We start from the raw sequence: 24,870 nt of genomic DNA, 5'->3' as shown, positions 1-24,870 counted from the left end.
TCTCAGCGAACCGCGAGCCCTCCGATTAAGCTCAAAGTCATAAATCTTTTCTCCGGCATCGCCGGAGGTTTTTCATATGCGTCTGCAAGGCTCTCTTATCCACCGCGCCGAGTATTCTTTTCGGTCGAAATGATATTTGAGATACCAGAGGCATGAACCGCCCGGACTGACAAGCAGATACAGACCGTGAGAAGCGGTCAGTTTAAAGGGAGTTGGTGAAGGTTTAGTAGCGCGGATTTTACTGTCAGTAAGGGGCATGTGGTGGTCACTCCTTTATCTAACTGAAATGACCCCAAATCAGACCACCAATTTGTCCCGATGCGGAGAGATAAATCAATATGCACTGAGACAGTTTTCTACTCTAACTCTCTGAATCAAAATACTATTGAGACATGCTGAGATGCCTGAAAACAGGAATTTGGCTCCTCTGACTGGGTGCGTTTTTTATCTCATTGAATAATAAAATATTTATTTTCTAAATTCAAAATAAGGCCCTTATAAAAGCCCCGATCGTAATGATGCACTAAGAATGTGATTTTTATCACATTTTAAAAGTGGGATTATTTCCCCCCATCTTGCCATTTCCACTAGATATTATTAACGGATACTTGAATTAATTCGATTATTCAATAATGATTGAAGTATTGAATCATAGAGGGCCGCCCCACATTATGAACAAACAAACTGCCACAACCATCTTTGAATCCCTCTCCTCCGGCGTGCGTCTGGATGTATATCGCCTACTGATCAATATGGGTACCGAGGGCATGGTTGCCGGGGAGATCGCTTCAACGCTGGATATCCCGCCGACTAACTTATCGTTTCATTTAAAGGCGTTGACGCAGGCCGGGATGCTGACGGTAGAACAGGAAGGTCGTTACCAGCGTTATCGTGCCAACATCCCACTGATGCTGGATTTAATCGGCTGGCTGACCGAGGAGTGTTGTTCAGGCCACCCGGAACAATGCGCAGGTTTTCGTTCGGCTTCTTCCTGCTCAGAAGCCGTTTTACCACCACTCAACACCACGAAAAAGAGTAAATCATGAGCGTACTTTTTCTCTGTACCGGCAACTCCTGCCGTTCCGTGCTGGCCGAAGCCACGTTTAACCATCTGGCTCTTGCCGGATGGCGCGCCATGAGCGCAGGCAGTCACCCGGCGGGTTACGTACATCCCCGAGCACTGGCGTTGTTGGCGCGGGAAGGCATTTCAACAGAAGGCTATTTCAGCAAATCGTGGAACGATCTGCCGCAGACGCCGGATATTGTCGTGACAGTCTGTTCAAACGCTGCCGGAGAAACCTGTCCGGCCTGGCTCGGTAACGTGATGCGTACCCATTGGGGCGTTGACGATCCGGCTCATGCTACCGGTAGCGATGCCGAAATCGATGCGGCTTTTGTCACTGCTTACCAGACATTACGTGCGCGTATTGAAGCTTTTCTGGCGTTGCCGCTGAATGAATTGCTGCACGATCGCGCTCGTCTGAAAGTCGAATTGGATCGTATTGGCGAAATTTTTTAACGACCTGTATTTCAATAATTGATGGAGAGTCAAATGAAGACGATTCAGATTTTCGATCCCGCTTTATGCTGTTCTTCCGGCGTCTGTGGCCCGGAAACCGATCCGGCGCTGGTCGCGTTTGCCGCTGATTTTGAGTGGGCCAGAACGCAGGGCGTCAATATTGAGCGTTTCAATCTGGCACAGCAACCATTGCTCTTCGCACAGAACGAAATCGTTAAAGGCTTTCTGGCCCGTTCCGGCAAAGAGGCGCTACCGCTGATTCTGGTGGATGGTGAAGTCGCACTGGCTGGTCGTTACCCTCGCAGAGAGGAACTGGCGCGCTGGATGGGGCTTACCGTCTATTCGAGTTTTACGCCAGCGACTTCCTCCTGTTGCGGTGGCGATAAGTGCTGCTGATGGACTGATTTCCCGCTTTATTTAATTTAAAGGAGTCTTTTTTATGCTGATGCTTCGGCAGGTGCCCCCCTTTTTGTTTTTTACCGGTAAAGGCGGTGTGGGTAAAACATCGCTGGCCTGCGCTACCGCGATTCATCTGACCGCCTCTGGCAAACGTGTACTGTTGGTCAGCACCGATCCGGCTTCCAATGTGGCGCAGGTATTTGAACAGACTATCGGTCATCAGATAACCTCGATTGCAGCGGTCAACGGACTGGCTGCGCTGGAAGTCGATCCATCTGCTGCCGCAGCGGTATACCGTGAACGCATTGTCGGGCCGGTACGGGGGATCCTGCCAGACGATATCGTGGCGGGTATTGAGGAACAGCTCTCCGGTGCCTGTACCACCGAGATTGCCGCCTTTGACGAATTCACCGCGCTGCTGACTAATCAGCAACTGCGCGATGAGTACGATCATATTGTGTTCGACACCGCGCCAACCGGGCATACGCTACGAATGCTGCAACTGCCCGGCGCGTGGAGCGGTTATCTCGACAACAGCCAGCACGGTGCGTCCTGTCTCGGACCGTTGGCCGGGCTGGAAAAACAGCGCAGCCAGTATCGCGCCGCTGTAGACGCACTGGCGAATGCGGAACTGACGCGGATGGTGCTGGTCGCCAGAGCACAAACCGCAACGCTGAAAGAAGTATCGCGTACCTATGACGAACTGGCCGCCATCGGTCTGACGCAGCAGTATCTGGTCATTAACGGCCTGTTGCCTGAGCAGGAAACCGCACGCGATAAGCTGGCGCAGGCACTGTATCAGCGTGAACAACAGGCGCTGCAACATTTACCTGATAACCTGCGCGCATTGCCCTGCGATCGCCTGCCGTTAAAACCGTTCAATATGGTAGGGCTGGCGGCATTACGGGGTCTGTTGGACGACAGTTCAACTGGCTCCCCGGCGGAAGTCGGACATATCTCCCCCGTAGATCTTCCTTCATTGTCATCACTGATCGACGGATTCGCGTCGCAGGGACATGGCCTGATCATGCTGATGGGCAAAGGCGGCGTGGGGAAAACTACGCTGGCAGCGGCGATTGCCGTTGAACTGGCTCGTCGCGGCTATCCTGTTCACCTGTCCACATCCGATCCGGCGGCGCACCTGACTGACACGCTGGACGGCTCATTCGACGGTCTGAGCGTCAGCCGTATCGACCCGCAGGCTGAAACCGAGCGTTACCGGCAGCAGGTGATGGCTGAGCAGGGTAAAAACCTCGACGAACAGGGGCGTGCCGTTCTTGAAGAAGATCTGCGTTCTCCCTGTACGGAAGAAATTGCCGTGTTTCAGGCTTTTTCACGCATCATTCAGGAAGCGGGTAAGCAGTTTGTCGTTATGGATACAGCGCCAACCGGCCATACATTGCTACTGCTTGACGCCACCGGCGCTTACCACCGTGAGATTGCCCGACTGGCCGGGGAACACGGTCAGCCCGTACTGACACCCATGATGCGCCTGCAGGACAGCGAGCAGACGAAAGTTCTCATCGCCACGCTGGCGGAAACCACGCCGGTGCTGGAAGCCGCTCATTTGCAGGACGACCTGCGTCGCGCGGGGATTGAACCGTGGGGCTGGGTCATTAATAACAGCCTGATCAATACGCCGACTACATCGCCGCTGCTGCGCCAGCGTGCTGAACGTGAACGGTCGCAGATTGATGCCGTCTGTACCCACCATGCCCGACGCTGTGCGCTGGTGCCGCTACAGGCGGAAGAGCCTGTCGGCGTTGAGCGTTTACTACAACTGAGCACAACGGGAAAATAAACCCAAAGGAGTCTGCTATGTCCGCACAAACCCAGGCCGCTCCGGCCATGAACCTGTTTGAACGTTACCTGAGCGTCTGGGTTGCGCTCTGCATCGCCATCGGCATTTTGCTCGGGCAGGTAATGCCGGGCGTCTTTCGCGTTATCGGCGGTCTGGAGATCGCCCGCGTCAATTTGCCGGTCGGTCTGCTTATCTGGATAATGATTATTCCGATGCTGCTGCGCATTGATTTCGGGGCTTTGGGGCAGGTCAAAGCGCACTGGCGCGGGATCGGCGTAACGTTGTTTATCAACTGGCTGGTTAAACCATTCTCAATGGCGCTGCTCGGCTGGCTGTTTATCCGTTATTTATTTGCGCCGTGGCTGCCAGCCGATCAGCTTGACAGCTACATTGCCGGGCTTATTCTGCTGGCTGCCGCGCCCTGTACGGCAATGGTGTTTGTCTGGAGCCGACTCACCAACGGCGACCCTTATTTCACGCTGTCGCAGGTGGCGCTGAACGATGCCATCATGATTTTCGCCTTTGCGCCGATTGTTGGGCTGCTGCTCGGCTTGTCCTCAATCATCGTGCCGTGGGCCACCCTGTTAACCTCCGTGGTACTGTACATCGTTGTGCCGGTTATTCTGGCCCAGCTCTGGTGTAAGGCTCTGCTACGCAAGGGGCAAGCGGCATTCGATAATGCGCTGACGAAAATCGGCCCGTGGTCAATGGCGGCATTACTGGCAACGCTGGTGTTACTGTTTGCGTTTCAGGGCGAAGCCATTCTGCAACAGCCGCTGGTCATTGCCCTGCTGGCGGTGCCGATTCTGATTCAGGTGCTGTTTAACTCGGCACTGGCCTATGGGTTGAATCGACTGGTGGGCGAAAAGCACAATATTGCCTGTCCATCCAGCCTGATCGGCGCATCGAACTTCTTTGAACTGGCTGTCGCAGCGGCAATCAGCCTGTTTGGTTTTCATTCCGGTGCGGCGCTGGCGACCGTGGTTGGGGTGCTCATTGAGGTGCCGGTGATGCTGCTGGTTGTGCGAGTGGTGAATCGTTCGAAAGGGTGGTATGAGAGAGCTTAGCGGAGATATTATCCCTCTCTAATTATCCGTTCGCGGCAAACATTCAGGCAGTTTCTCAAGGGGCAGGGCCGGGTAATGCTGTGTTTCAGGCGGCGTGAACTCACCATCCAGATTTCGCGCAGGGTTCGACCTGATTAACTGTTTTTTCACCGCATAGGGGCCAAAAGCCAGCTTCTTCTCTTTCTCGTCAATGCGGTACTTCATGTACCAGAGTTTCGAGCCGTTGGGTTTGATCAGCAGGTAGAGTCCTGAACTATCGGTAATTTTGAAAGATTTCTCGGTGGGTTTGATCTTGCGGATAGCGGTATCGGTTAATGGCATCGGCGGGGGCTTCATTTTCTCAAAGAACCGTGAGGCCCCCGATTAAGTCCCCAAAAACTATGGGTGTCAAAAAACCCGGCAAACCTTATCAGGTCAACCGGGTAAAGATAACTTCTTGTTTTTTAAATGTCTCCGGACTCACCAGGATGTCCCGAAACTAAAATCTGGCTCCTCTGACTGGACTCGAACCAGTGACATACGGATTAACAGTCCGCCGTTCTACCGACTGAACTACAGAGGAATCGTGTGGGGTCGTATATTAGCGGCGGAAAAATTTTTGTCAAACCCCATTTAACCTCTTACAGATTCGATTGCGGGTTATCTCATCACTTTGTTGCATTTGCAGACATTTTTTCTGCAAAAAGCTTTGCAGCCTTACGATTTCTCGCTCATTATTGAAATGTGGTTTCAACTCTCTTCTTTAAGGTCCATTTTGAACGTCTCCACTGCCTTACGCCAGGCTGTCGTCCGTACGCCCTGGTATGCCAAACGCAAGAGCTACAAAGTGTTGTTCTGGCGTGAAATCACCCCACTTGCTATCCCTATTTTTCTGGAAAATACCTGTGTTTTGCTAATGGGCGTGCTCAGTACTTTTCTCGTCAGTTGGCTGGGCAAGGAAGCAATGGCGGGCGTGGGGCTTGCCGACAGTTTTAATATGGTAATTATGGCTTTTTTTGCGGCTATCGATCTTGGTACTACGGTGGTGGTCGCCTTTAGCCTCGGCAAGCGCGACAGGCGACGCGCAAGGGCGGCGGCGCGCCAGTCGCTGGTGATTATGACGCTATTTGCCGTTGTGCTGGCAGTGGTCATTCATTATTTCGGCAGTGAAATTATTAATATTGTCGCAGGCGAGGCGACGCCAGAAGTAAAGGGGCTGGCGTTAACGTACCTTGAACTGACGGTGCTGAGTTATCCGGCTGCGGCAATTGCGCTAATCGGTAGCGGCGCGCTGCGTGGGGCAGGGAATACGAAAATCCCGTTGATGATTAACGGCGGGATGAACATTCTCAATATTATCATCAGCAGTATCCTGATTTACGGGGCTTTCTCCTGGCAAGGGCTGGGTTTTGCCGGCGCGGGGCTGGGATTAACCATTTCGCGCTACATCGGCGCGGTAGCGATTATTTGGGTGCTGATGATTGGTTTTAATCCGGCGCTGCGCATTCCGCTGAAAAGCTATCTGAAGCCGCTGAATTTCGGCATTATCTGGGAAGTGATGGGTATCGGTATTCCGGCGAGCATTGAGTCAGTGCTGTTCAACGGTGGCAAGCTACTGACGCAAATGTTTGTCGCCGGAATGGGCACTAACGTTATTGCGGGTAACTTTATTGCCTTTTCCGTGGCGGCGCTTATCAACCTGCCGGGTAACGCCCTTGGTTCGGCGTCGACTATTATCACCGGTAAGCGTCTTGGTACCGGACAAATTGGTCAGGCAGAGCGTCAACTGCGCCATGTATTCTGGATGTCGACTATCGTACTTACGGCAATCGCCTGGGGGACAGCGCCGTTCGCGGGTCTGTTTGCCTCATTTTATACCCAGGAGCAGGACGTAAAAGAGGTAGTGAAAGTTCTGCTCTGGCTTAATGCTGCCTTTATGCCAATTTGGGCGGCCGCGTGGGTGCTGCCGTCGGGTTTTAAAGGCGCGCGCGATGTGCGATTTGCGATGTGGGTATCGATGCTGGGGATGTGGGGCTGTCGCGTTGTGGCAGGGTATACGCTTGGTATTGTGCTGGGTATGGGGGTTGTAGGGGTTTGGCTGGGGATGTTTCTTGACTGGGCCGTGCGCGGCGCACTGTTTTACTGGCGTCTGGTAAGCGGGCGCTGGCTGTGGAGGTACCCGCGCGTAAAGAGGGAGTAAGCGCTTTTTGCTGTGAAAATCATCAGGAAACGGTGAATTTTAACCGAAGTGTGGAATAAAGCAGCAAACGAACTTTTTTTGTGAAAACAGGCTTTGACAAGCCAGGGGCACCTCGTTAATATTCGCCCCGTTCACACGATTCCTCTGTAGTTCAGTCGGTAGAACGGCGGACTGTTAATCCGTATGTCACTGGTTCGAGTCCAGTCAGAGGAGCCAGATTTTAGTTTCGGGACATCCCAGCGAGTCCGGAGACGTTTAGAAAACAAGACATTATCTTGACCCGGTTGACCTGAGAAGGTTTACCGGGTTTTTTGACATCCATGGTTTTTGGGGGCTTAATCGGAGGCTTCACGGTTCGTTGGAAAAATGGAGCCCCCACGTATGGCATTAACCGATACCGCTATCCGCAAGATCAAGCCCGTATCAGTATGCTGACATATAGATGTGTTCGGTTCAAACGGAGCGATCACACAAGCTTGCGAGGTGATGCCCCTGGTGGGAATCGCGACCGTCTCTTTCATCTGATTTCAGATATTTCCCGTGATCTTGATCCGTTCTTTCCCAAAAGATTGATTTCTTTCATTCGAAACAAGGCTGTACAATAAGTAAACCAAAATAGCAACTATAGAGTTTCTAATGGATACAGTAGAAGAACTAAATGGAACATACTTCTATGCAGGAAAATCCAATCTGACTGCTGCCGAACTTCTGTTTATGATTTTTTGTGAGAATACCGCAAGCCAGTTTGGGATTGGTGTTGCAGATTTCGGGGCCGTTGTTGCTCTGCTATCAGGTCGTAATAATCTCTGGACAAGGGCGAAACCCGCTGGAGCGACTAAAGGCACATCATACGCGTCCAGGACTGCACGTGCAGTGTTTAAAAAGTCAAAATTTCCCTTTGGAATATCCCTTCCGACATGGTTAGGCGGTTACACCCCATGGACAGCCAGACGTGTTATGGTTCGTAACATTGCGCCGTTTGTTGGACGTTCCATTCCTTTGATCGGGGAAATTATCCTTGCCGCAGATGTGTCACAAATAACATATCGCACTATACGCGACTACAATACCATTGCTCGGGGCAATGATAAGTTATGGTAGACAATATTGAACAGCAAGTTTACGAGCTTGTACGGCCTTATGCTGGCACATATCTTTTCAACATTAAGCAAGTGGAATTAACACCAGAGATTGACCTTGATACTGATCTGAGCATTGATGAACTTGAAGCCGAAGATCTCATGAATAAATTCTTCGAGAAACTCAATGTCGAGCGAGGTAACTTCAGAATAGAAACCTATTTTCCTAATCACCCTTTTTCATGGCATCCGTTCAAGAAAACGGAGCCTGTACCCGTCCCAGATTTCACTATCAGCATGCTGATCGAGTCAGCAAAAGCCGGGAAATGGTTATATGACTAATTGTAATGAACTTAACAAATGGCTGTACCAGTACCCTTCTTTTTGCGCGATGATGGTGGCGCTAAGATAGTTCTCTTTTCTTTTTAAAGGGTTCATGTTTACTGCCGCCACCCTTACGCTAACCCCTTTAGTTTCCTCCTTTGCTGTCATACTATCGAATGACGTGCCTCACCTGTGAACGCTAAGGAGAATAATATGGAAAATAAAGGCACAAACCTGACGCCCGAGCAGGCGCTGGATCGCCTGGAGGAGCTGTACGAGCAGTCGGTTAACGCGCTCCGTGAAGCCATCGCTGACTATGTTGATAACGGTACGCTGCCCGATCCCCACGCCAGGCTTAACGGACTGTTTGTTTATCCTTCGCTGTCTGTAAGCTGGGATGGCGCGACACCGAACCCGCCTAAAACACGCGCTTTTGGACGCTTTACTCATCCTGGCTGTTATACCACTACCGTTACGCGGCCTGCGCTATTTCGCGCTTATCTTCTGGAACAGCTTAACCTCGTTTACCATGATTATGGCGCGCATATTGCGGTGGAGGCCTCGCACCATGAGATCCCGTATCCTTACGTGATCGATGGCTCGGCTCTGACGCTGGATCGTTCTATGAGCGCTGGGCTAACGCGCCATTTTCCTACCACAGAACTGGCGCAGATTGGCGATGAGACAGCAGACGGTCTGTTCCACCCCGGCGAATTCTATCCGTTATCGCACTTCGACGCGCGTCGTGTTGACTTCTCGTTGGCCCGGTTACGGCACTATACCGGTACGCCGGTTGAACATTTTCAGCCCTTCGTTTTGTTTACCAACTACACCCGCTATGTCGATGAGTTTGTGCGCTGGGGATGCAGCCAAATTCTTGATCCTGACAGTCCCTATGTCGCGCTTTCCTGTGCTGGCGGAATTTGGATCACGGCAGAAACGGAAGCGCCGGAAGAGGCTATTTCCGATCTGGCCTGGAAGAAGCATCAGATGCCCGCCTGGCACCTGGTAACGGCAGATGGGCAGGGGATTACGCTGGTAAATATCGGTGTCGGCCCTTCAAATGCTAAAACGATTTGCGACCATTTGGCCGTGTTGCGGCCTGACGTCTGGCTTATGATTGGGCACTGTGGAGGGTTACGAGAAAGTCAGGCGATTGGCGATTATGTGCTGGCCCATGCCTACTTACGCGATGATCATGTGCTGGATGCCGTTCTGCCGCCTGATATTCCTATTCCAAGCATTGCGGAAGTACAGCGTGCGCTGTACGACGCTACCAAAGCGGTTAGCGGAATGCCCGGTGAAGAGGTGAAACAGCGACTGCGCACGGGAACGGTCGTCACCACGGATGATCGTAACTGGGAGCTTCGTTATTCCGCATCGGCGCTGCGATTCAACCTTAGCCGCGCGGTCGCGATTGATATGGAGAGCGCGACGATTGCAGCCCAGGGCTATCGCTTCCGCGTGCCTTACGGCACGCTGCTTTGTGTTTCTGACAAACCTTTACACGGTGAAATTAAACTGCCCGGGCAGGCAAACCGGTTTTATGAGGGGGCTATTTCAGAACATTTGCAAATTGGTATTCGTGCTATTGATTTACTACGCGCAGAAGGTGATCGTTTGCACTCACGTAAATTACGCACGTTTAATGAGCCACCGTTTCGCTAACGAAATGAGCTGTCGCCTGCTGTTGGACAGGAGTGGAAGAGGCGTATTTATGTGATATGAAAAGTGGCCGAATGAAGCCTTAGCGGGAGGCGATTTTGCATCCCTCTAAGGCCTTATTGTGCCGCGAGTTTCATCACCATCGCCGGATACCTGCCGCCGATAATCGCGTCTACGCCAGGAAACGCGCCGGAAGGCGAAAACATTGCGTCGCACTTCACGCTCCTTGAGCGCCTGACCCACAAGCCCGGATTAACAAGCAGATACCGACCGTGAGAAGCGGTCAGCTTAAAGGAGTGTCAGAAGGCTTGATACTGAGGATTTTCGCGTTGGACAGGGATATAGGGTGGTCACGTCATTATCGAACTCATAGCGCCACGAGTGGCGCGGAAAGACTTCATCATCATAGTGGCGCACGTCGGTAAAGCGCACCAGCCGGTGCTCGCCGTTCCATTCAAATCGGTGCTCCCGGCACTGCGCCTTGCCCCAGCGGTCAGCGATGGGATTGCCGAACTCGTCGTACTCATAGTGGTGGTCTGCCCTGTAGCAGCAGGCGGTCGCCTTTGACTTTCGCCTGATGCTCGCCACCTTCGGGCGGCATGTTCATGCCCGGCAGGTTGTCGTCGTCGTCAAAGCTGAACTCCTCGTGCAGAGCGTTCCAGCGCGGGTCTTCCGGCAGGCGGTGTTGGGTCAACATTAATATCTTGCGGTAATCTCTGTGGGTTTGGATTCGAATTTACGTTAGTGCGTGTGACCGGTAAATCCCGCGACGATCTGCAGGCAGCGATGGCGCTGGTGCGCGGCGGCAATCTGGGCCACCCGTTCCAGTTCAAAAACTTCCGCGATTGATTTTTCCCGCCCGCCGCCTTCCCGCATGTGAGAAAGGTGGCCGGGCGGGTAAATCGATTAAGGCGTGGCTTTTTTAATCTCTGCGGCCTTGTTATACAACGCCTGAATCAGCGCCTGCTGCTCCGCTCCCGGTATGATACCCAATCTGTGAAAAATATTCCCAATCTGATAAAGCTGCTGATTACCGGTGTCGTCCTGGCGGGTAATCGACGCCTGCGTGGTTAATTTTTTCAGCGTAAAGGTAATATGTTCCTGACACTCGGGCGTGTTTTCAGCACAAATCTGGCGTAACAGCATCAGATTTTTATTATCGACCCTATCTGCGTTAATCATCAATTCCCTTGCCTGACTCCACTGTTTTGCATTCATGTAGTGGTCGATCATCGCCTCCTCTTCGAGAGAGGGAACGTGCTGGTGTAACACCCGTTTGGCATTCACCGTGTCGTTGCCATAGCCGTAAAGCTCCGCAAGTCTTTGAAAGGAACGCGACATATCTTCATCAGGCCAGGCTTTTGCCTGGCTGAGGTAAATCGCCTCGGCGCTGACGGCTAATTTTTGCGCTGCCTCAGGATGACCAATTTCTTTGAGTACTTCACCCATTTCATTTGTTGCATCTTCCCATTCGGCGAACGTCAGGGTTTGCGCCTCGGCGGAGAGGGTTGCGATATGCTTTTCCGCCACAGCATTCTGCTTATGCTGAAAGAGATTCTTCAGCGCTTTGATTTTGTACTCGTAGCAATACCTGTCGTCGTAGCAGGTATATTCCGGCGCGCTCATCAGCAAATCGATACGCTTATTCATCAGCGCAACATCACCAAGCTTGCTTAATAAATCAATCAGCTCCATTTCAATGCGCGGCGAAGGGGCAAAATTGAATATTTTATCGACCTGCGTCACATAGGTTGAAAGCGTCTCCTGATAATTCTGTGTCAGCTCGTTTTTCTTATAAAAAGAGAGCAATCCCGGTAATGAATACTGGAAATAGCTTCCTTTATTGCCGGTTGCTTTGCGCAATCTCGCAGACAACGCCATCGCCTTCTCTTTATTACCCGTGGCGTAATAGATCTCCATCAGGTCGAGATACTCCTGATAACGGTAGGCTTCAGCACTCGGTTGTTGAGCAATAGCCGTATCAAACATTTTCAGCGCGCTATCTGCGTAAACCAACGCCTTTGCGGTGTCGCCCTTGGCGTGGTACTGCTTCGCAATAATAAGCAGCATTTTTAGCTGAGTATAAGGAACAACAATTTTATCAGCGTAATTTTCATTATAAATAGCGGCGGTTTTATCAGGCTCTGAGTGCCAGGATTCTAAAACCGTGGCTAAATAAAAATTCCTCGCGTCGGCATTTTTGCTAAGAAGGGCTAAGGCTTTTTCAGGCTGTTTGCGATTAACCCAGCCATCAACGTAGCTCTCGTAGGCGGTAATGCTCGACGGTTTATCGAGACCAATTTTGGACAGAAAAACCATCGCGGCATCCGGGCTATTATTTTCAGCGATCCACGAGGCCTCATGGTTTAGCGAAAACTTCGCATCATTCGACTGTGTGTCCAGCTTTTTCAGTAATGCATCCGCACGGCTCATCGGGCCGTACATAAACAGTTCCCTGTGTAATTCAAACCAGGCTGCCTGCGATTTAAAAGTGGTGTTTTCATTTAAAGGGACGGCATTTTGCAGTTTCTGTTCGACAACTGACCAGACATCAGGCGATTGCTGACTTTGTGCAACGCTCTGATAAGAGTAAAAAACCGTGGCGGCTGTGAGTAATGTGGCGAATTTAAATTTCATAGCAACGTGTATCCTTTCAGTTCCGTTTGAATAGCCTCTTTACAGCAAAGTCATATTTACTTAGTTTGAGGCGTTAATTCCTTTAAGGCTGCCAGTGCAGGTTTGACGCCGCCTTTTACCGCCGCTGTAAGATGAAGTTTGGCTTTGTTGAGGTCTTTCTCAACGCCATCACCATTCCTGTACATGAGTCCAAGGTTATAGTGCGCCTGAGCATTTCCCTGGTCAGCGGATTTTTTAATCCACTTATAGGCTTCCGGCAGGTTTTTCGGCATTCCTTCGCCGATAAGATTTAAATATCCCACTTCTAACTGCGCATCACTTTCGCCAAGCTCTGCCGCTTTGAATAAATAGGAGAGATATTTTTTGCTGTCTTGCGTTACGCCATCACCGTCGTTGTACGCATAGGCCAAAAAGAGAAGCGCGCCGGGATGATTTTGCTCTGCGGACTGAGTTAACCATTTCATCGCCGCATCGTAGTTTGTGCATTCAAACTCATACTTACCTAAATGATATTGCGCAGTGCTGTCACCCTGCTTTGCCTTATTGGTGACGTCAGTCGGCGCATATAGCTCTGAAAGCTCTTCATCGTTGTGGTAACAACGGATGTATTTTAGGCCGTCTTCATCATAGGCTTCTTCTGTACCTTCCTTGTCGCCATCGACATAGGGCAGCGCACTTAAGACCTTACCCGTACGATCGTTAAACTCTCTTTTCAGGCCGTTTCTTTCATCATTAGCAAACATAACCTCTTCAACAAGTTTGCCGGTACGTTCGCTCCAGCGGCGATCGGCTCCCTGCTTTTTATCGTCTTTATATTCGGTGGTATAGGTGAGTTTGCCCTGTTCATTCCAGTGCTTAGCGTCCCCATTTAGCATACCGTTTTTATAGGGATAGACTGATTCGCGGTGACCATTTTCGTACCACTTTTCGGAATCCCCGTCTAACACATCATGTTTATACATTTTGGATGAGGCAGGCTTTCCGTTGCTGAACCATTCTTTGACCGCACCATGTTTACGGCCTTCACTATCAAAAGAGGATTCTTCTTTGGGATGCCCATTTCCATACCAGCTCTGAGCAGAAAGCTGTTTGCCATTTTTATAGGTCGCTTTAGAAAGGAGTTTGCTCTCTTCACTGTATTGTTCGAACGTTCCGTCGTTTTCACCTTGGTTATTTCTGTGGTAAACACCACGAATTTTACCGGTAGAATAATATTCCGTACTGGTGCCGACAATGGTGCCTTTACTGTATGAATATTTCCCCTTTATTTTCCCATCAGGGAAATATTCAAATGCCGGGCCTTCCAGTTTCTGATTTAAATAGCTGTGTTTTTGTTTTAAAACGCCGTTATCATAAAAATGTGGGCATTCGCCATCTTTAATTTTACCTTGGGCAAAGTAACGTTTACTTTCAACGGCTCCGTTTTCATGGTATACGATGTATTCCCCTTCGGGTTGACCATCTTTAAACGTCAGCGTTTCCGCTATTTTGTCTTTTTCATCAAAGTAAGTTTCAGCTTTTCCGTCACGCTTATTTTGCGCATTATAATGATAAATACTTTTGAGATTGCCGCTTTCATAGAAAGATTTAAATACAGAAACACGTTGTCGGTTAGCGAAGTTTTCTTCGTTGGTATAGCCTTCAAAGGCTATCTGTTTACTCTGCATCGCCTCCCCTGTTTCTTCTGAGGATTCCAGATACCAGCCGGTGACTTTCCATAATTTTTTCTCTTTGTCATAGGGGAGGGGCATATGGACTACTGTTGTTGCCTGACGTTTAACCGTCGGTTGCAGTTCATCATCCAGCCACAAGTCAGACGATCTTTTCATGTATTCGGCACCGCACAGCGCTTCGGTACATAGCTCGATTCCAGTCAGCATGGGCGTGCCGCCAGCATCGCACTGATCGACCGTCAGGTAAAAATAACGGTCATCGAGAATAGCCGGTCTTAAACTGCGTATTTTATTAATATATTCTTCTGTCGTCAGTCCCATTGATTCTGCGCGCGCAGAAAGGGTATTAGTATTACAGGGTGTTTTATCTTTAAAATAATAACGGTCGGCGAGTAAAAGTTTCAGGTCACTGCTAATGGCGGTTTTATTAAAATCGATATTTTCAATTTGGGCGATGAAATTAACGGGTTTGGATTCTGTACTGGGGGATTGTTTTGCACATATATTCGCGCAATATAATGAAACTATAATTGTTATGAATATTTTCTTCAAGATGTTCTCCTTGTATGAATAATAACTCCCTGAAACTTATTTCATGCTATAGAAACAAAGAGTTAATGTAAAGGATGCGAGGAGCATATTCTGGCAGGAGAGAGTTTGCTTCAGTTACCAGTAAGAATAATTTAAGTATTATGAGCGCGTTGTTTTTAATTTGATAATAACGCGCTGATGATTATTAACGATTATATACCCAATAAACCTCAAGATGCGGGAGTGAGCACCTGAAAGTGATCTTTAATTCGGGATGTCAGTGAGTCCGCTATATCCGGCAGCGTCTGGTTAAAAAAGACAGATATTGCGTCCCTGAACTCTCGCGTACTGCTGAAGTAGCGATTATTCCGGGCATGTTCGTTCATTAATTTCCACATTCGTTCTATCGGATTCAGGTTTGGACTGTAAGGGGGAAGGTAATGCAGCCTGATATTTACCACCTCCGCCCAGTCTTTCACTAACTGTGAACTGTGGTAACCTGCTCCATCCGCTGCTCGCTCTTAGCCAACTGTCAAATTTGCCCATACACCTGCGCCACATACCGCGCACGTCCATCACCATGCCCCAGATCCATCGCCACAATTGCCAGCGCTTCTTTCCTGTTGAACCCCTGCGCCAGATAGTGACTAATGGCATCCTGCGCCCACGCATAACGCAGGGAATGCGGAGAATATGCGCCAGTCAGACCAATACGCGCCGCCTGGTTGTGCCAGTAGTCCATCGCGCTTTTCAGATCCGGTTTGTCGATCAGTCGGCCATGACGGCTTTCTGCAATAGCCAGCGCATTATCCAGCGCTTTTCTGACAGCTATAGTATCCAGAATAACCGTTTCGTGGGCCGCCCGCCTTTGGTGCCGAACACCACGGTTAAGCGCGTATCGCTGCGTTCAATGGCCTGTTTCCACGTTTTCAGCGATTGCACGCTCTGCACCGCTTCCTGTGAACGTAAGCCCATCAGCCTCGCCAGTTCCAGCGCCGCCGCCAGTCCCGGATCTTTCATGCGGGCCGTCTCCAGCACATGATGATAATGTTCCGGCGTGATCGCCTGTCGCGTCCCGCTGCGCGATGCACCAGCCAGCCCCAGCGATTTATTAGTCAGCCACTCATGCTCTGCAACCTGTTTACGCCCGGCCTGTTGCAGAACAGCGCGCAGCGAGGCCATTTCATTTTGCAGCGTGCGTTTGCCGATCCCCTGCGCCAACCTTTCATGAATATAGCTTTCAATGTAGCGCACCTTAATCTGCGCAACCCGCTGGATATGGACGTTCAAAACCCGTAAGTGGTGATCGAAACGCTGCACGATATGAATGCGATCGTTCACCGTTTTATGGCTACCGCCACAGTGCTTTGCCAGTGCCTTCATTTCACCACCTAACTTGCCCATACACTTCTCCTGTGATTTTGAGAACACAAACAGTCTCCGGCGTATGCTTTTTGGCTGCGCCAGAACGATACCTTTACGCCGGAGTGGCAGTTTGTTGAGGTATAGGGAGTTTCAGACTGTACGCGGTACAGGCTGCCTGCGTGAGCAGGAATTCTCCGGGGCATCATGCCCCCCCTCGGTATCGATCTTTTTCTCTTCTTTCTTGCTGACAGCGGCCCCAAAAAGGCGTGTCAGATTCGGGAATGAACGCCGGAACCCCGAAAACAGGGGCATGGCGCGGTGTAGTGGTTGTGCGTCACTTTGTCGCTTTGCGCGACGAAAGCGACGCACTGGTCGAGTGCAGTACGCGAAAGATCGCAGACTCTGGTGTTGTTTTACGGTCACGCGGCAGCAAAGCCGGACGTCTTTGCAGGTCGCAGACCGTAAAGTAAAAGGCGTTGATGTGGTAACGGGTGCCGGGTGGAATCGCTTCCGTCACGGTGCAGCATTGACCAGAGATCTGGCGCAGATACCATCGAGATACTCTTTCAGTTCTTTGGTACCGAACGTGTCGATAGCCCGCTGAGCTGCGCCGAGATTAGACGCCAGCTTGTCACCGCCAATGTCTTTATCGGCTTTAACTGCCGCAGCCCAGTCTTCTGTTTGCTTCTGCCATGACTCCGCTTGCTGTTGTTGCACTCCCGCCAGCACTTTCGGATAGACGTCCACCAGCTTCTGCGCCTGCTCTTGCGTCAGGTTCAGTTCACGCGCCACTGGTTCGAACTGCGCCAGCGCGCTGGTATCGAGTTCCTGACCTTCAGGGGCGGTGAACGCGTATTTCTCCGGCGCGCCGGGCGGCGTTTCTTCTTTCGGTGGAGTGGGCTTATTGGGATCGGCGGGTGGGTCGTGTGGTTTTTCAGAAGCGGGACCATCTGGCGGTGGATCGGCGGGTGGATTTTCTGACGGTTTTCCTGTACCCGGATCGGTCTGCGTGCCGCCAGCGGTATCGGTTAATGCCATGGGAGGGGGGCTCCATTTACTCAACGAACCGTGAGGCCCCGATTAAGCCCAAAAACTATGGATGTCAAAAAAACCGGCAAACCTTATCAGATCAACCGGGTAAAGATAACTTCTTGTTTTTTAAACGTCTCCGGACTCGCCAGGATGTCCCGAAACTAAAATTTGGCTCCTCTGACTGGACTCGAACCAGTGACATACGGATTAACAGTCCGCCGTTCTACCGACTGAACTACAGAGGAATCGTGTGAACGGGGCGCATAGTAACGATGTGCGATCGGCTTGTCAAAGGGGGAAATAAGATTGCGCGTTTGTTTGCTGACAAAAACAACAAAACGTTGAAGTTTTGATCTAATCCCTGCTTTGCCCCGGCATGGCGCAACTTTGTCTGTAATTGCACAAGTCAAATGCTGTGACCTTACCGCAATGGCTATGTACCAGCGTCTGATGAAACGTGAAAAACTGGCAGGCACTTGGCAAATAATTCTGAGACATAACGCCGTAGAGATTAAGGGCAGGGAGTAGAATGAACTTTAGACGTGAAATATTTTGTGAAAATGGTTGATACAGGCAGTCTGACGCCGGTAGCGGAAATGGCAGATAAATTTCTGGTGCAGGCGAAAAGATTTCCGTCAATATCATAGGCAGAATTATGGCGCATCAGCTTTTGGCGACGACACGGGACGAGCGGGTTTTATCGCGCTTTTCCTGAAGGATTTTTTCATCAGCCTGTTTTTTGCGTTCGGGTCAATCCCCTGAGCCAGCAGCCTTTTGGCCTCGTCACGGCGTTGTCTGACATCAGCAAGCGATATAGCAAGGTAAACCCCAATAGAAAACACCTTCTGTTTGCCATCGAAGCGATAGCCTGACTGCCAGTATTTTGAATCGATAGAGGCCAAACCCGTCAGCGAGCTTGACGGCCTTTTCCGCTGGTCTGGCATTTTTTACTTTAGTATCAGTCAGTGACATGACGGTTCCCTCCGCGTGCTGGTAAAACGCAAATCGAACCAGCTTTACCAGCAAAAGGGTATGGCTGCGAGTGGTTTTCAGTGAACGAGAGTGAACCTGAAGAAAGGGATAATCGATTGATATAAATGCAGAAAGCAGACGTCAGTGAACGTCTGCTTTCCTTAATTTGGCTCCTCTGACTGGACTCGAACCAGTGACATACGGATTAACAGTCCGCCGTTCTACCGACTGAACTACAGAGGAATTGTTTCAACGAGGCGCATAATACTGGGCCCGCTATAACGTGTCAACAGTAAAATTAACGCGCCAATTCAATTGGTTAATTAACCCACAAAGTGAGGAATTAATGTTCGGATTCCTCGCCGTAGTCGCCTTCGTCAGCGCTTACCCGTAAGCGCTGAGAAGGATCCTGGCGATAGAACTGGCAAAAACGCTGCCATAGCGCCGGGAAACGTGGAGCAAACAGTTCTGGCGCGCTGAAAAAATACTCTGACAACACGGCAAAACATTCTGCAGGGTCGGTGGCGGCATAGGCATCTATACTGGCAGCGCTTTCGCCAACAAGATCGATTTCATCCTGAATATTATTCATTGCCGCGTGGAGATCGTGTTCCCAGCCAGCCACATCGCGCAACGGGATGAAAGGGATGCCGCTGGCGCGATCGCCATTACGCATATCCAGTTTGTGCGCGACTTCATGAATAATGAGGTTGAAACCCGAAGCATCGAACGAGTCCTGGATATCCAGCCAGTTCAGAATGATGGGCCCTTGTTGCCAGCTTTGCCCCGACTGTACGACACGCTGGCTGTGCACCAGACCTATGTCATCTTCCCATTCATCATCTACCACAAAGGGCGCGGGATAAATGAGCACTTCATGAAAACCATCAAGCCACTCAATACCGAGCTCCAGGATCGGTAAGCAAAAAATTAACGCAATACGTGCACTTTTTAACGAGTCGAGCTCAAATCCCTGTAGCGCTACCAGTCTTTTCTGCTGCAAAAAACGTTCGGCTAGCGCAATAAGCCGAGCCTGTTCTTGCGCGGTGAGGTTTACCAGAAGAGGTATAGCTAGCGCATCATCCCACGGCCAGTCTTCGTTCTGGGTTATTTCTTGTGCTTTCCAGGGCCACTTAATCATCGTTTTGCTCGTAAACTCGTCACTTGAACAAAATTACCCGAATAGGGTCTGTTAAAATGCCAAATTACCTGGCATCATTGCAATATACGGAGAGATGCCGGAGCGGCTGAACGGACCGGTCTCGAAAACCGGAGTAGGGGCAACTCTACCGGGGGTTCAAATCCCCCTCTCTCCGCCAATCATTCAACAAAATCAATCACTGACAAAGCGTTTTTGATTTCGTCATACATAAATCCCTGCATTAAAATTTCTTTCACTCGCTCGATTTTTCTTACTACTGATGCTGTTTTTTACCATTTTGCTGCGCGTCGGGCATCCACTTTTATCTTCTTTAGCTCACAAGCTCACACTCTTTTGCAACGCCCATCTCACATCTCTGGTGACAAAACAGTTTAACTGCCGTTGCTTCACACGGATCTTGTAAGGGTATCTTAAAGGAAATGGATTGCTGGAGGATGGAGGAAAAGAGGCGAAATGATTTTCAGTGGTGATACCGCCTCCCCTGGACATGAGCTTGCCAGAACCTACGCGGTAAATCCTACGACACGAAGCCACGCGCAATTTTATGCGAAAACGCTGGCAATAGCCTTGCTGACTGATGCAAGCTATCTAAAATCGCTTGAAGATGACATCATGCAAAACAATCGCTTAAAAGACTCACCTGTTGATAAGCATGTTGAGGACGAAAAGAAGAAGAAAAATGCAGCCAGGTAAAAAGGGTTACGTTCGCCGTAAGCGAACGTGATCGCATCCAGCCTTAACGAACCTTTTTCCGTTCATCTCCCTTCATGTTTTTCAAAAAACCCTTTTATGAATGCCCCTAAAACGTCATACGCGAATTCGCTATTATTGTTCCCGTCGCGACAACATAGAGATTACGTAAAAAACAGAGGGCAGATATTGAAAAATATTGGAAATAACGTAAAACGATTTGTCCGTGTTTTTTATCTGTCATTTAAACTTACAGAAATGGCTGTACTGCTATCAGTATAAAGATAATTTCAGTTGTCCAGATAAATCATTTTTAAAACTATTTGTATTAACAGAGTTTATTCATTTGTTGAATGGATGCGTGCTCGTTTGGTCTTGTCATCTTGACGCTTTGAGATCACATATTCTATTCTATCATAGACAGCAGGTGAAATTAGCTGCTGGGATCGATTTTTGATTAATAAAATACTGGATGGAACCACGATGCAATTACCAGAACAGGATGAGTTTTTTGATTTTTTTGCTGCCAATGATGATGAACAAGCCTCTTTAAGGCGTAAGTTTTTTTTGGAGAAACATAAAGAGCCGTGGCTGTCTGAGTCTGCATTAGAGGACTACCAGGCGCTGTTTATGAGTATCTACGGAATTAATATTGACTGGAAAGAGGGAACTTTTAGCCTGCTTGAGGCACTTTCAGATAATCAGAAAGAGAAGCCTGTCACGGTCAAATTCGATTATGACAGTGAGATTGAAACAGCAACGATAAATTTGGTTGATGCGCAGTATATGTTTCATCACTACCCAATGGGAAGTGATGGTTTTGATACAGAACTGGTGCGCATTGAGCATATATTGGCTAATAATGGATATACTTTGCGGGTATATCAGAACAGCATTTTTAGTGATACATTATCGTTCTTACTCATTCCGTCAGATGAGTGGAAACGTGTTGAACAGCATTATAGTCCAGAGCATATTTCTGCATACTTCGTTCCGTATGGAAAACAACTTGTTATTCCTGAGGTTGCTGCTCCAGTCGTAAATTATGTGCCATCCGTTAAACAAGAGGCATCAAATGTCCCTGCGTTGTTTAATGCTCGGGGTATCCGTGTTTATTTTTTAAGTATAATGCTAATCGCATTTGCAATTTATATTTTGTGGAATATCCTGACGAAAATAGAACCTTTATCATCAGGCCAACCTGCTGGCTGTGAAAATGTACAAAATTTATACTCAAAATTACGTCCAGAAGTAGCCGAGCCATTAAAAGAAAAAATGCGTAAGAGTTTGGGCTGTAAATGATAAATTTTCAGTTTAAGAAAATTACACTAATGGATAGCTAATAGAGATATATTTAATTTGATATTGTGTTATCGAAATAGTAATAACAGAATATATACATATTTTTGTGGTGGTGGATGAAGCGATTTTTATCTTATTTGTACAGGAAAAGAAAAAGAGTTTTTTAGCTACCATGACTCTTATTAATTTTGTTGCCGCAAATCAAAAAAACTACGCTTTTAATTTGTTGTCAGTGTTTATCATGGTGTTCTGGTCAGTTATCCTTATTTCCAATATGCAAACTGATATTAATCATAATGAAAAATAAAACTATTTTTTGTGTCTGTTATATTTTTAGTAAATTCATGAAGCTCGCTGTACTCCATCGGGATTCACAGTGATGTCACTCGCGGCGACTTAACGCCGTCGTCCTCGGTCATCGTCGCCCCCGGCCTGTTGCCCGAAATGTTCCCCTGTAGACATGGGCGCTGGGCAGAAGATTAATTGCTGTGAGGGAAACGCGCTGGCGCGTGGCGATAACTTACGCTGCGGGACTGTCGACGCTGTACAGAAAATCTGGCCTCCAGGCTGGCTTAAATATGCGCACATGACAATACAACCGGAAAATTTACAAAACCCATAATTTGAACTGAGAGAGAAACTTACAAACGAAGCGACGAAGATTTAAACAGCCGTAGCGACTCCGGTATCTTGCGCGCATGTTCAAATAATACTACTGTATATAAAAACAGTATTCGAGGTATGGATTATGGAATTTTTCAGACCTACAGAGTTGCGCGAAATTATTCCTCTCCCATTTTTCAGTTACTTAGTGCCGTGTGGATTCCCCAGCCCCGCAGCGGACTACATTGAGCAGCGTATCGATCTTAATGAGTTGCTCGTTTCTCATCCCAGCTCAACATATTTTGTCAAAGCCACGGGTGATTCAATGATTGAAGCAGGCATCAGCGACGGCGACCTGCTGGTGGTGGATAGCTCACGGAACGCTGACCACGGTGACATTGTAATTGCGGCAATTGAAGGAGAGTTCACCGTAAAACGGTTGCAGTTGCGCCCGACAGTGCAGCTAATCCCCATGAACGGCGCCTATCGACCTATACCTGTCGGCAGTGAAGACACGCTCGACATATTCGGGGTGGTGACCTTTATCATTAAAGCGGTCAGTTGATTATGTTCGCGCTCTGCGATGTTAATAGCTTTTACGCCTCCTGCGAAACGGTCTTTCGTCCTGATTTATGTGGCCGACCGGTGGTGGTGTTATCAAACAATGATGGCTGCGTTATCGCGTGTAGCGCCGAGGCGAAACAGCTCGGTATCGCACCAGGTGAGCCATTCTTCAAACAGAAAGAACGCTTCCGGCGATCCGGTGTTGTTTGCTTCAGCAGTAATTACGAGCTTTACGCTGATATGTCGAACCGGGTAATGACCACACTCGAGGAGATGGCGCCGCGGGTAGAAATTTACAGCATTGATGAGGCTTTTTGTGATCTGACGGGAGTACGAAACTGCCGGGATCTGACAGATTTCGGGCGCGAGATAAGAGCGACGGTCCTGAAGCGCACGCACCTGACTGTCGGTGTAGGCATTGCCCAGACGAAAACCCTTGCCAAGCTGGCTAACCATGCTGCGAAAAAGTGGCAGCGCCAGACCGGCGGGGTGGTTGACCTGTCGAACATCGATCGCCAGCGTCGGCTGCTGGCCCTGATACCCGTAGAGGATGTCTGGGGTGTCGGCAGACGCATCAGTAAGAAGCTCAATGCCCTGGGCATCAAGACTGCTCTCGATCTCTCTGAACAAAGTACCTGGATCATCAGGAAACACTTCAATGTCGTGCTGGAGCGTACCGTGAGAGAGCTTCGCGGAGAGCCATGTCTGGAGCTTGAAGAGTTTGCGCCGGCAAAGCAGGAAATCGTTTGTAGCCGCTCTTTCGGCGAGCGGGTCACAAACTATGAGGAAATGCGCCAGGCTGTTTACAGCTACGCTGCGCGCGCGGCAGAAAAACTCCGTGGTGAGCACCAGTACTGCCGTTTCATCTCAACATTCGTCAAAACATCCCCCTTTGCCCTGAACGAGCCCTACTACGGTAACAGCGCTGCGGTGACGCTTCTCACCCCCACGCAGGATTCACGCGACATCATCAATGCGGCTGTGAAATGCCTGGATAAAATCTGGCGCGACGGCCATTGCTACCAGAAAGCGGGGGTGATGCTGGGTGACTTCTTCAGTCAGGGCGTAGCGCAACTCAACCTTTTCGACGATAACGCGCCGCGCGCCGGTAGTGAGAAGCTGATGGAAGTACTGGACCATCTTAACGCAAAAGACGGGAAGGGGACACTGTACTTCGCCGGGCAGGGGATGTCGCAACAGTGGGCTATGAAGCGAGAAATGCTTTCGCCTCGGTACACCACAAGATACTCTGATCTACTGCGTGTTAAGTAACTTGTGCGATCAATGCCTGAGATGGTTGCCAAATCATCCCCGTTCTTTTGGTCGCACAAGATCACAGGAACCTCTCACGATGAGGCGCATGTATTCTGGTTTACGACATCAGAAAATGTGGCGCGTTTATTGCCAGGTAGGCGTTGTGAGACGTAACTTATTTACGCCAGGTTTCAGCCGTAGCGATGGGCATGGATAAAAAGAGTATGACAATCAGCGTGATAATGCTAAAAAACAATTAATATTTTTTTAACAAAACTAAAGCTTGCTATGTGCAGTTAACCATGCGTTAATGGTTGTGCGGTTTGATACAAACTTATCTGAAGTAGTGATTGTAATATTTCTCATCATTTGTTCCTCTTGAGATCTCCTTTAGGTTTTTTTCTCTCTGATAATTTTCTTCAGGCCATTTTGCCCAAGGGCTCATTCAAAAGGTAACAATATTATGACGACGAAAATCACTGGTTTAGTAAAATGGTTTAACCCTGAAAAGGGCTTTGGTTTCATTACGCCTAAAGATGGCAGCAAAGATGTGTTTGTGCATTTTTCCGCCATTCAAAGTAATGAATTCCGCACTCTGAATGAAAATCAGGAAGTGGAGTTTTCAGTAGAGCAGGGACCAAAAGGTCCATCAGCGGTTAACGTTGTGGCGCTTTAAGGCAACTGATATTACTAATAAAATTCACTTCCGGTGTCCATGTTGCCATGGTTCACAATACAGAACATCGACATTCGATGTTACTGAGCAAAACCCATTTGGCGCGAAATGTATTTTTTGTAAGTCAACCATGATCACTTTTGATAATGTTGGATTATACATTCGCTCAGGACAGGTTCCGCCAGATTTTAGAAAATAATTCATATTAGCTCCGTACCGGAGCTTTTTTTATGCCCGATGATTATCATCTATAGACGCTGACATCCATCATCTATAGTGGCATTTACCTTTCCCCAAAGGTGTTATTTCTCTTGCAGACAGCGCCTGAAAAGAGCGACGTTGTCTTCATCTATCCGATGAAGCCAGGTCACCTGTC

Annotated in this window: 22 protein-coding genes, 5 tRNA genes and 5 pseudogenes; 18 read left to right on the top strand and 14 right to left on the bottom strand. The window is 49.1% G+C overall.

Translation table 11 applies throughout. From position 1 onward, the window contains the following. Window positions 1-72 precede the first annotated feature (72 nt). Window positions 73-258, bottom strand: coding sequence for an Arm DNA-binding domain-containing protein (locus ACLJQD_RS10655; protein WP_001624696.1), 186 nt, complete (start codon window positions 256-258; stop codon window positions 73-75). A gap of 413 nt (window positions 259-671) precedes the next feature. Here ACLJQD_RS10655 and ACLJQD_RS10650 point away from each other — a divergent pair, with 413 nt between their 5' ends. From ACLJQD_RS10650 to arsB, 5 genes are read left to right on the top strand one after another with little or no spacing between them, the layout of a single operon-like run. Next, the gene (locus tag ACLJQD_RS10650) at window positions 672-1,046 is read left to right on the top strand and encodes an ArsR/SmtB family transcription factor (RefSeq protein WP_017441825.1); all 375 of its coding nucleotides are present in this window, start codon (window positions 672-674) and stop codon (window positions 1,044-1,046) included. After that, window positions 1,043-1,519 carry an arsenate reductase ArsC gene (locus ACLJQD_RS10645; RefSeq protein ID WP_017441826.1) on the top strand — a complete coding sequence of 159 codons (477 nt, stop codon included), beginning with the start codon at window positions 1,043-1,045 and terminating at the stop codon, window positions 1,517-1,519. The genes ACLJQD_RS10650 and ACLJQD_RS10645 overlap by 4 nt, the downstream gene beginning before the upstream one ends. 33 nt (window positions 1,520-1,552) lie before the next feature. Beyond that, a complete protein-coding gene (arsD, locus tag ACLJQD_RS10640) occupies window positions 1,553-1,915 on the top strand; it encodes an arsenite efflux transporter metallochaperone ArsD (RefSeq protein ID WP_000849418.1) in 363 nt (120 codons plus the stop codon). 43 nt (window positions 1,916-1,958) lie between these two features. After that, entirely contained in the window at window positions 1,959-3,719 is a 1,761-nt protein-coding gene (arsA, locus tag ACLJQD_RS10635; RefSeq protein WP_017441827.1) for an arsenical pump-driving ATPase, read from the top strand. 17 nt (window positions 3,720-3,736) lie between these two features. Further along, complete coding sequence (arsB, locus tag ACLJQD_RS10630) at window positions 3,737-4,786, top strand: ACR3 family arsenite efflux transporter (RefSeq protein WP_017441828.1); 1,050 nt, start codon at window positions 3,737-3,739, stop codon at window positions 4,784-4,786. An 18-nt stretch (window positions 4,787-4,804) separates the two neighbouring features. On the opposite strand, the gene ACLJQD_RS10625 is transcribed toward arsB, so the two are convergent. Both ACLJQD_RS10625 and ACLJQD_RS10620 read right to left on the bottom strand, forming a co-directional pair. Next, a complete protein-coding gene (locus ACLJQD_RS10625; RefSeq protein ID WP_001131485.1) occupies window positions 4,805-5,107 on the bottom strand; it encodes an Arm DNA-binding domain-containing protein in 303 nt (100 codons plus the stop codon). A 165-nt stretch (window positions 5,108-5,272) separates the two neighbouring features. Beyond that, window positions 5,273-5,348, bottom strand: a tRNA-Asn gene (locus ACLJQD_RS10620). 159 nt (window positions 5,349-5,507) lie between these two features. Here ACLJQD_RS10620 and ACLJQD_RS10615 point away from each other — a divergent pair. The 4 genes from ACLJQD_RS10615 (at window position 5,508) to ACLJQD_RS10600 (ending at window position 8,386) form a co-directional block, all read left to right on the top strand. Beyond that, a complete protein-coding gene (locus ACLJQD_RS10615; RefSeq protein WP_001538409.1) occupies window positions 5,508-6,965 on the top strand; it encodes an EmmdR/YeeO family multidrug/toxin efflux MATE transporter in 1,458 nt (485 codons plus the stop codon). A gap of 140 nt (window positions 6,966-7,105) precedes the next feature. After that, a tRNA-Asn gene (locus ACLJQD_RS10610) sits at window positions 7,106-7,181 on the top strand. Window positions 7,182-7,601: 420 nt separating this feature from the next. Continuing rightward, on the top strand, window positions 7,602-8,066 hold the full coding sequence (locus tag ACLJQD_RS10605; RefSeq protein WP_000381834.1) for an STM2901 family protein: 465 nt from the start codon (window positions 7,602-7,604) through the stop codon (window positions 8,064-8,066). Beyond that, the gene (locus tag ACLJQD_RS10600; protein ID WP_000228159.1) at window positions 8,060-8,386 is read left to right on the top strand and encodes a DUF1493 family protein; all 327 of its coding nucleotides are present in this window, start codon (window positions 8,060-8,062) and stop codon (window positions 8,384-8,386) included. Before ACLJQD_RS10605 ends, ACLJQD_RS10600 begins: the two co-directional genes overlap by 7 nt. Here ACLJQD_RS10600 and ACLJQD_RS10595 read toward each other — a convergent pair. Then, window positions 8,375-8,536, bottom strand: coding sequence for a hypothetical protein (locus ACLJQD_RS10595; protein ID WP_023888257.1), 162 nt, complete (start codon window positions 8,534-8,536; stop codon window positions 8,375-8,377). The two genes, ACLJQD_RS10600 and ACLJQD_RS10595, sit on opposite strands and share 12 nt — an antisense overlap. 45 nt (window positions 8,537-8,581) lie before the next feature. Between ACLJQD_RS10595 and ACLJQD_RS10590 the strand changes: the two genes are divergently transcribed. Further along, a complete protein-coding gene (locus ACLJQD_RS10590) occupies window positions 8,582-10,036 on the top strand; it encodes an AMP nucleosidase (RefSeq protein WP_017441829.1) in 1,455 nt (484 codons plus the stop codon). Between the two features lie 520 nt (window positions 10,037-10,556). Here ACLJQD_RS10590 and ACLJQD_RS10585 read toward each other — a convergent pair. Then, window positions 10,557-10,730, bottom strand: coding sequence for a hypothetical protein (locus ACLJQD_RS10585; RefSeq protein WP_017441830.1), 174 nt, complete (start codon window positions 10,728-10,730; stop codon window positions 10,557-10,559). A 47-nt stretch (window positions 10,731-10,777) separates the two neighbouring features. Between ACLJQD_RS10585 and ACLJQD_RS10580 the strand changes: the two are divergent. Beyond that, a pseudogene (locus tag ACLJQD_RS10580) lies at window positions 10,778-10,882 on the top strand (DUF520 family protein); the annotation flags it as partial. A 57-nt stretch (window positions 10,883-10,939) separates the two neighbouring features. Here ACLJQD_RS10580 and ACLJQD_RS10575 read toward each other — a convergent pair. From ACLJQD_RS10575 to mtfA, 9 genes and pseudogenes are all read right to left on the bottom strand, one after another. Then, a complete protein-coding gene (locus tag ACLJQD_RS10575; protein WP_017441832.1) occupies window positions 10,940-12,670 on the bottom strand; it encodes a hypothetical protein in 1,731 nt (576 codons plus the stop codon). 56 nt (window positions 12,671-12,726) lie between these two features. After that, window positions 12,727-14,421 carry an SEL1-like repeat protein gene (locus tag ACLJQD_RS10570; RefSeq protein ID WP_077907246.1) on the bottom strand — a complete coding sequence of 565 codons (1,695 nt, stop codon included), beginning with the start codon at window positions 14,419-14,421 and terminating at the stop codon, window positions 12,727-12,729. Window positions 14,422-15,104: 683 nt separating this feature from the next. Then, window positions 15,105-15,383: pseudogene (locus tag ACLJQD_RS10565) on the bottom strand (transposase); the annotation flags it as partial. Between the two features lie 23 nt (window positions 15,384-15,406). Beyond that, window positions 15,407-16,278: pseudogene (locus ACLJQD_RS10560) on the bottom strand (integrase domain-containing protein). A 474-nt stretch (window positions 16,279-16,752) separates the two neighbouring features. Beyond that, window positions 16,753-17,277, bottom strand: a complete 525-nt coding sequence (locus tag ACLJQD_RS10555) for a peptidase (protein WP_410967614.1) — start codon at window positions 17,275-17,277, stop codon at window positions 16,753-16,755. A gap of 163 nt (window positions 17,278-17,440) precedes the next feature. Next, a tRNA-Asn gene (locus ACLJQD_RS10550) sits at window positions 17,441-17,516 on the bottom strand. A gap of 421 nt (window positions 17,517-17,937) precedes the next feature. After that, window positions 17,938-18,243: pseudogene (locus ACLJQD_RS10545) on the bottom strand (Arm DNA-binding domain-containing protein); the annotation flags it as partial. A 167-nt stretch (window positions 18,244-18,410) separates the two neighbouring features. Next, window positions 18,411-18,486 (bottom strand) — tRNA-Asn (locus ACLJQD_RS10540). A 100-nt stretch (window positions 18,487-18,586) separates the two neighbouring features. After that, window positions 18,587-19,384 carry a DgsA anti-repressor MtfA gene (gene mtfA / locus ACLJQD_RS10535; protein WP_000598921.1) on the bottom strand — a complete coding sequence of 266 codons (798 nt, stop codon included), beginning with the start codon at window positions 19,382-19,384 and terminating at the stop codon, window positions 18,587-18,589. 88 nt (window positions 19,385-19,472) lie between these two features. Here mtfA and ACLJQD_RS10530 point away from each other — a divergent pair. From ACLJQD_RS10530 to ACLJQD_RS10500, 7 genes and pseudogenes are all read left to right on the top strand, one after another. Continuing rightward, window positions 19,473-19,562 (top strand) — tRNA-Ser (locus ACLJQD_RS10530). 290 nt (window positions 19,563-19,852) lie between these two features. Beyond that, window positions 19,853-20,098: pseudogene (locus ACLJQD_RS10525) on the top strand (hypothetical protein); the annotation flags it as partial. A 480-nt stretch (window positions 20,099-20,578) separates the two neighbouring features. Next, window positions 20,579-21,397 carry a hypothetical protein gene (locus ACLJQD_RS10520; protein ID WP_017441836.1) on the top strand — a complete coding sequence of 273 codons (819 nt, stop codon included), beginning with the start codon at window positions 20,579-20,581 and terminating at the stop codon, window positions 21,395-21,397. A gap of 748 nt (window positions 21,398-22,145) precedes the next feature. After that, a complete protein-coding gene (locus tag ACLJQD_RS10515; RefSeq protein ID WP_000394197.1) occupies window positions 22,146-22,565 on the top strand; it encodes a translesion error-prone DNA polymerase V autoproteolytic subunit in 420 nt (139 codons plus the stop codon). 2 nt (window positions 22,566-22,567) lie between these two features. Beyond that, window positions 22,568-23,836 carry a Y-family DNA polymerase gene (locus ACLJQD_RS10510; protein ID WP_017441837.1) on the top strand — a complete coding sequence of 423 codons (1,269 nt, stop codon included), beginning with the start codon at window positions 22,568-22,570 and terminating at the stop codon, window positions 23,834-23,836. 445 nt (window positions 23,837-24,281) lie between these two features. Then, the gene (locus ACLJQD_RS10505) at window positions 24,282-24,494 is read left to right on the top strand and encodes a cold shock domain-containing protein (protein WP_000208509.1); all 213 of its coding nucleotides are present in this window, start codon (window positions 24,282-24,284) and stop codon (window positions 24,492-24,494) included. A 10-nt stretch (window positions 24,495-24,504) separates the two neighbouring features. After that, the gene (locus tag ACLJQD_RS10500) at window positions 24,505-24,693 is read left to right on the top strand and encodes a hypothetical protein (RefSeq protein WP_024131109.1); all 189 of its coding nucleotides are present in this window, start codon (window positions 24,505-24,507) and stop codon (window positions 24,691-24,693) included. Window positions 24,694-24,870: the final 177 nt, after the last annotated feature.

Source organism: Salmonella sp. SAL04214, from assembly GCF_046550615.1.
Lineage (GTDB): Bacteria > Pseudomonadota > Gammaproteobacteria > Enterobacterales > Enterobacteriaceae > Salmonella > Salmonella enterica.
Note: the sequence above shows the minus strand (reverse complement) of the source record. Positions and strands in the feature narration are given on the sequence as shown.

What these genes read in the sequence shown, in the direction of transcription:
- ACLJQD_RS10570 (WP_077907246.1), bottom strand. Translation starts at nt 14,421, where the DNA reads ATGCCCCTCCCCTATGACAAAGAGAAAAAATTATGGAAAGTCACCGGC.
- mtfA (WP_000598921.1), bottom strand. Translation starts at nt 19,384, where the DNA reads ATGATTAAGTGGCCCTGGAAAGCACAAGAAATAACCCAGAACGAAGAC.
- ACLJQD_RS10595 (WP_023888257.1), bottom strand. Translation starts at nt 8,536, where the DNA reads ATGACAGCAAAGGAGGAAACTAAAGGGGTTAGCGTAAGGGTGGCGGCA.
- ACLJQD_RS10600 (WP_000228159.1), top strand. Translation starts at nt 8,060, where the DNA reads ATGGTAGACAATATTGAACAGCAAGTTTACGAGCTTGTACGGCCTTAT.
- ACLJQD_RS10605 (WP_000381834.1), top strand. Translation starts at nt 7,602, where the DNA reads ATGGATACAGTAGAAGAACTAAATGGAACATACTTCTATGCAGGAAAA.
- ACLJQD_RS10515 (WP_000394197.1), top strand. Translation starts at nt 22,146, where the DNA reads ATGGAATTTTTCAGACCTACAGAGTTGCGCGAAATTATTCCTCTCCCA.
- ACLJQD_RS10590 (WP_017441829.1), top strand. Translation starts at nt 8,582, where the DNA reads ATGGAAAATAAAGGCACAAACCTGACGCCCGAGCAGGCGCTGGATCGC.
- ACLJQD_RS10615 (WP_001538409.1), top strand. Translation starts at nt 5,508, where the DNA reads ATGTGGTTTCAACTCTCTTCTTTAAGGTCCATTTTGAACGTCTCCACT.
- ACLJQD_RS10505 (WP_000208509.1), top strand. Translation starts at nt 24,282, where the DNA reads ATGACGACGAAAATCACTGGTTTAGTAAAATGGTTTAACCCTGAAAAG.
- ACLJQD_RS10655 (WP_001624696.1), bottom strand. Translation starts at nt 258, where the DNA reads ATGCCCCTTACTGACAGTAAAATCCGCGCTACTAAACCTTCACCAACT.
- ACLJQD_RS10575 (WP_017441832.1), bottom strand. Translation starts at nt 12,670, where the DNA reads ATGAAATTTAAATTCGCCACATTACTCACAGCCGCCACGGTTTTTTAC.
- ACLJQD_RS10510 (WP_017441837.1), top strand. Translation starts at nt 22,568, where the DNA reads ATGTTCGCGCTCTGCGATGTTAATAGCTTTTACGCCTCCTGCGAAACG.
- ACLJQD_RS10520 (WP_017441836.1), top strand. Translation starts at nt 20,579, where the DNA reads ATGCAATTACCAGAACAGGATGAGTTTTTTGATTTTTTTGCTGCCAAT.
- arsA (WP_017441827.1), top strand. Translation starts at nt 1,959, where the DNA reads ATGCTGATGCTTCGGCAGGTGCCCCCCTTTTTGTTTTTTACCGGTAAA.
- arsB (WP_017441828.1), top strand. Translation starts at nt 3,737, where the DNA reads ATGTCCGCACAAACCCAGGCCGCTCCGGCCATGAACCTGTTTGAACGT.
- ACLJQD_RS10645 (WP_017441826.1), top strand. Translation starts at nt 1,043, where the DNA reads ATGAGCGTACTTTTTCTCTGTACCGGCAACTCCTGCCGTTCCGTGCTG.
- ACLJQD_RS10555 (WP_410967614.1), bottom strand. Translation starts at nt 17,277, where the DNA reads ATGGCATTAACCGATACCGCTGGCGGCACGCAGACCGATCCGGGTACA.
- ACLJQD_RS10625 (WP_001131485.1), bottom strand. Translation starts at nt 5,107, where the DNA reads ATGCCATTAACCGATACCGCTATCCGCAAGATCAAACCCACCGAGAAA.
- ACLJQD_RS10585 (WP_017441830.1), bottom strand. Translation starts at nt 10,730, where the DNA reads ATGTTGACCCAACACCGCCTGCCGGAAGACCCGCGCTGGAACGCTCTG.
- ACLJQD_RS10650 (WP_017441825.1), top strand. Translation starts at nt 672, where the DNA reads ATGAACAAACAAACTGCCACAACCATCTTTGAATCCCTCTCCTCCGGC.
- arsD (WP_000849418.1), top strand. Translation starts at nt 1,553, where the DNA reads ATGAAGACGATTCAGATTTTCGATCCCGCTTTATGCTGTTCTTCCGGC.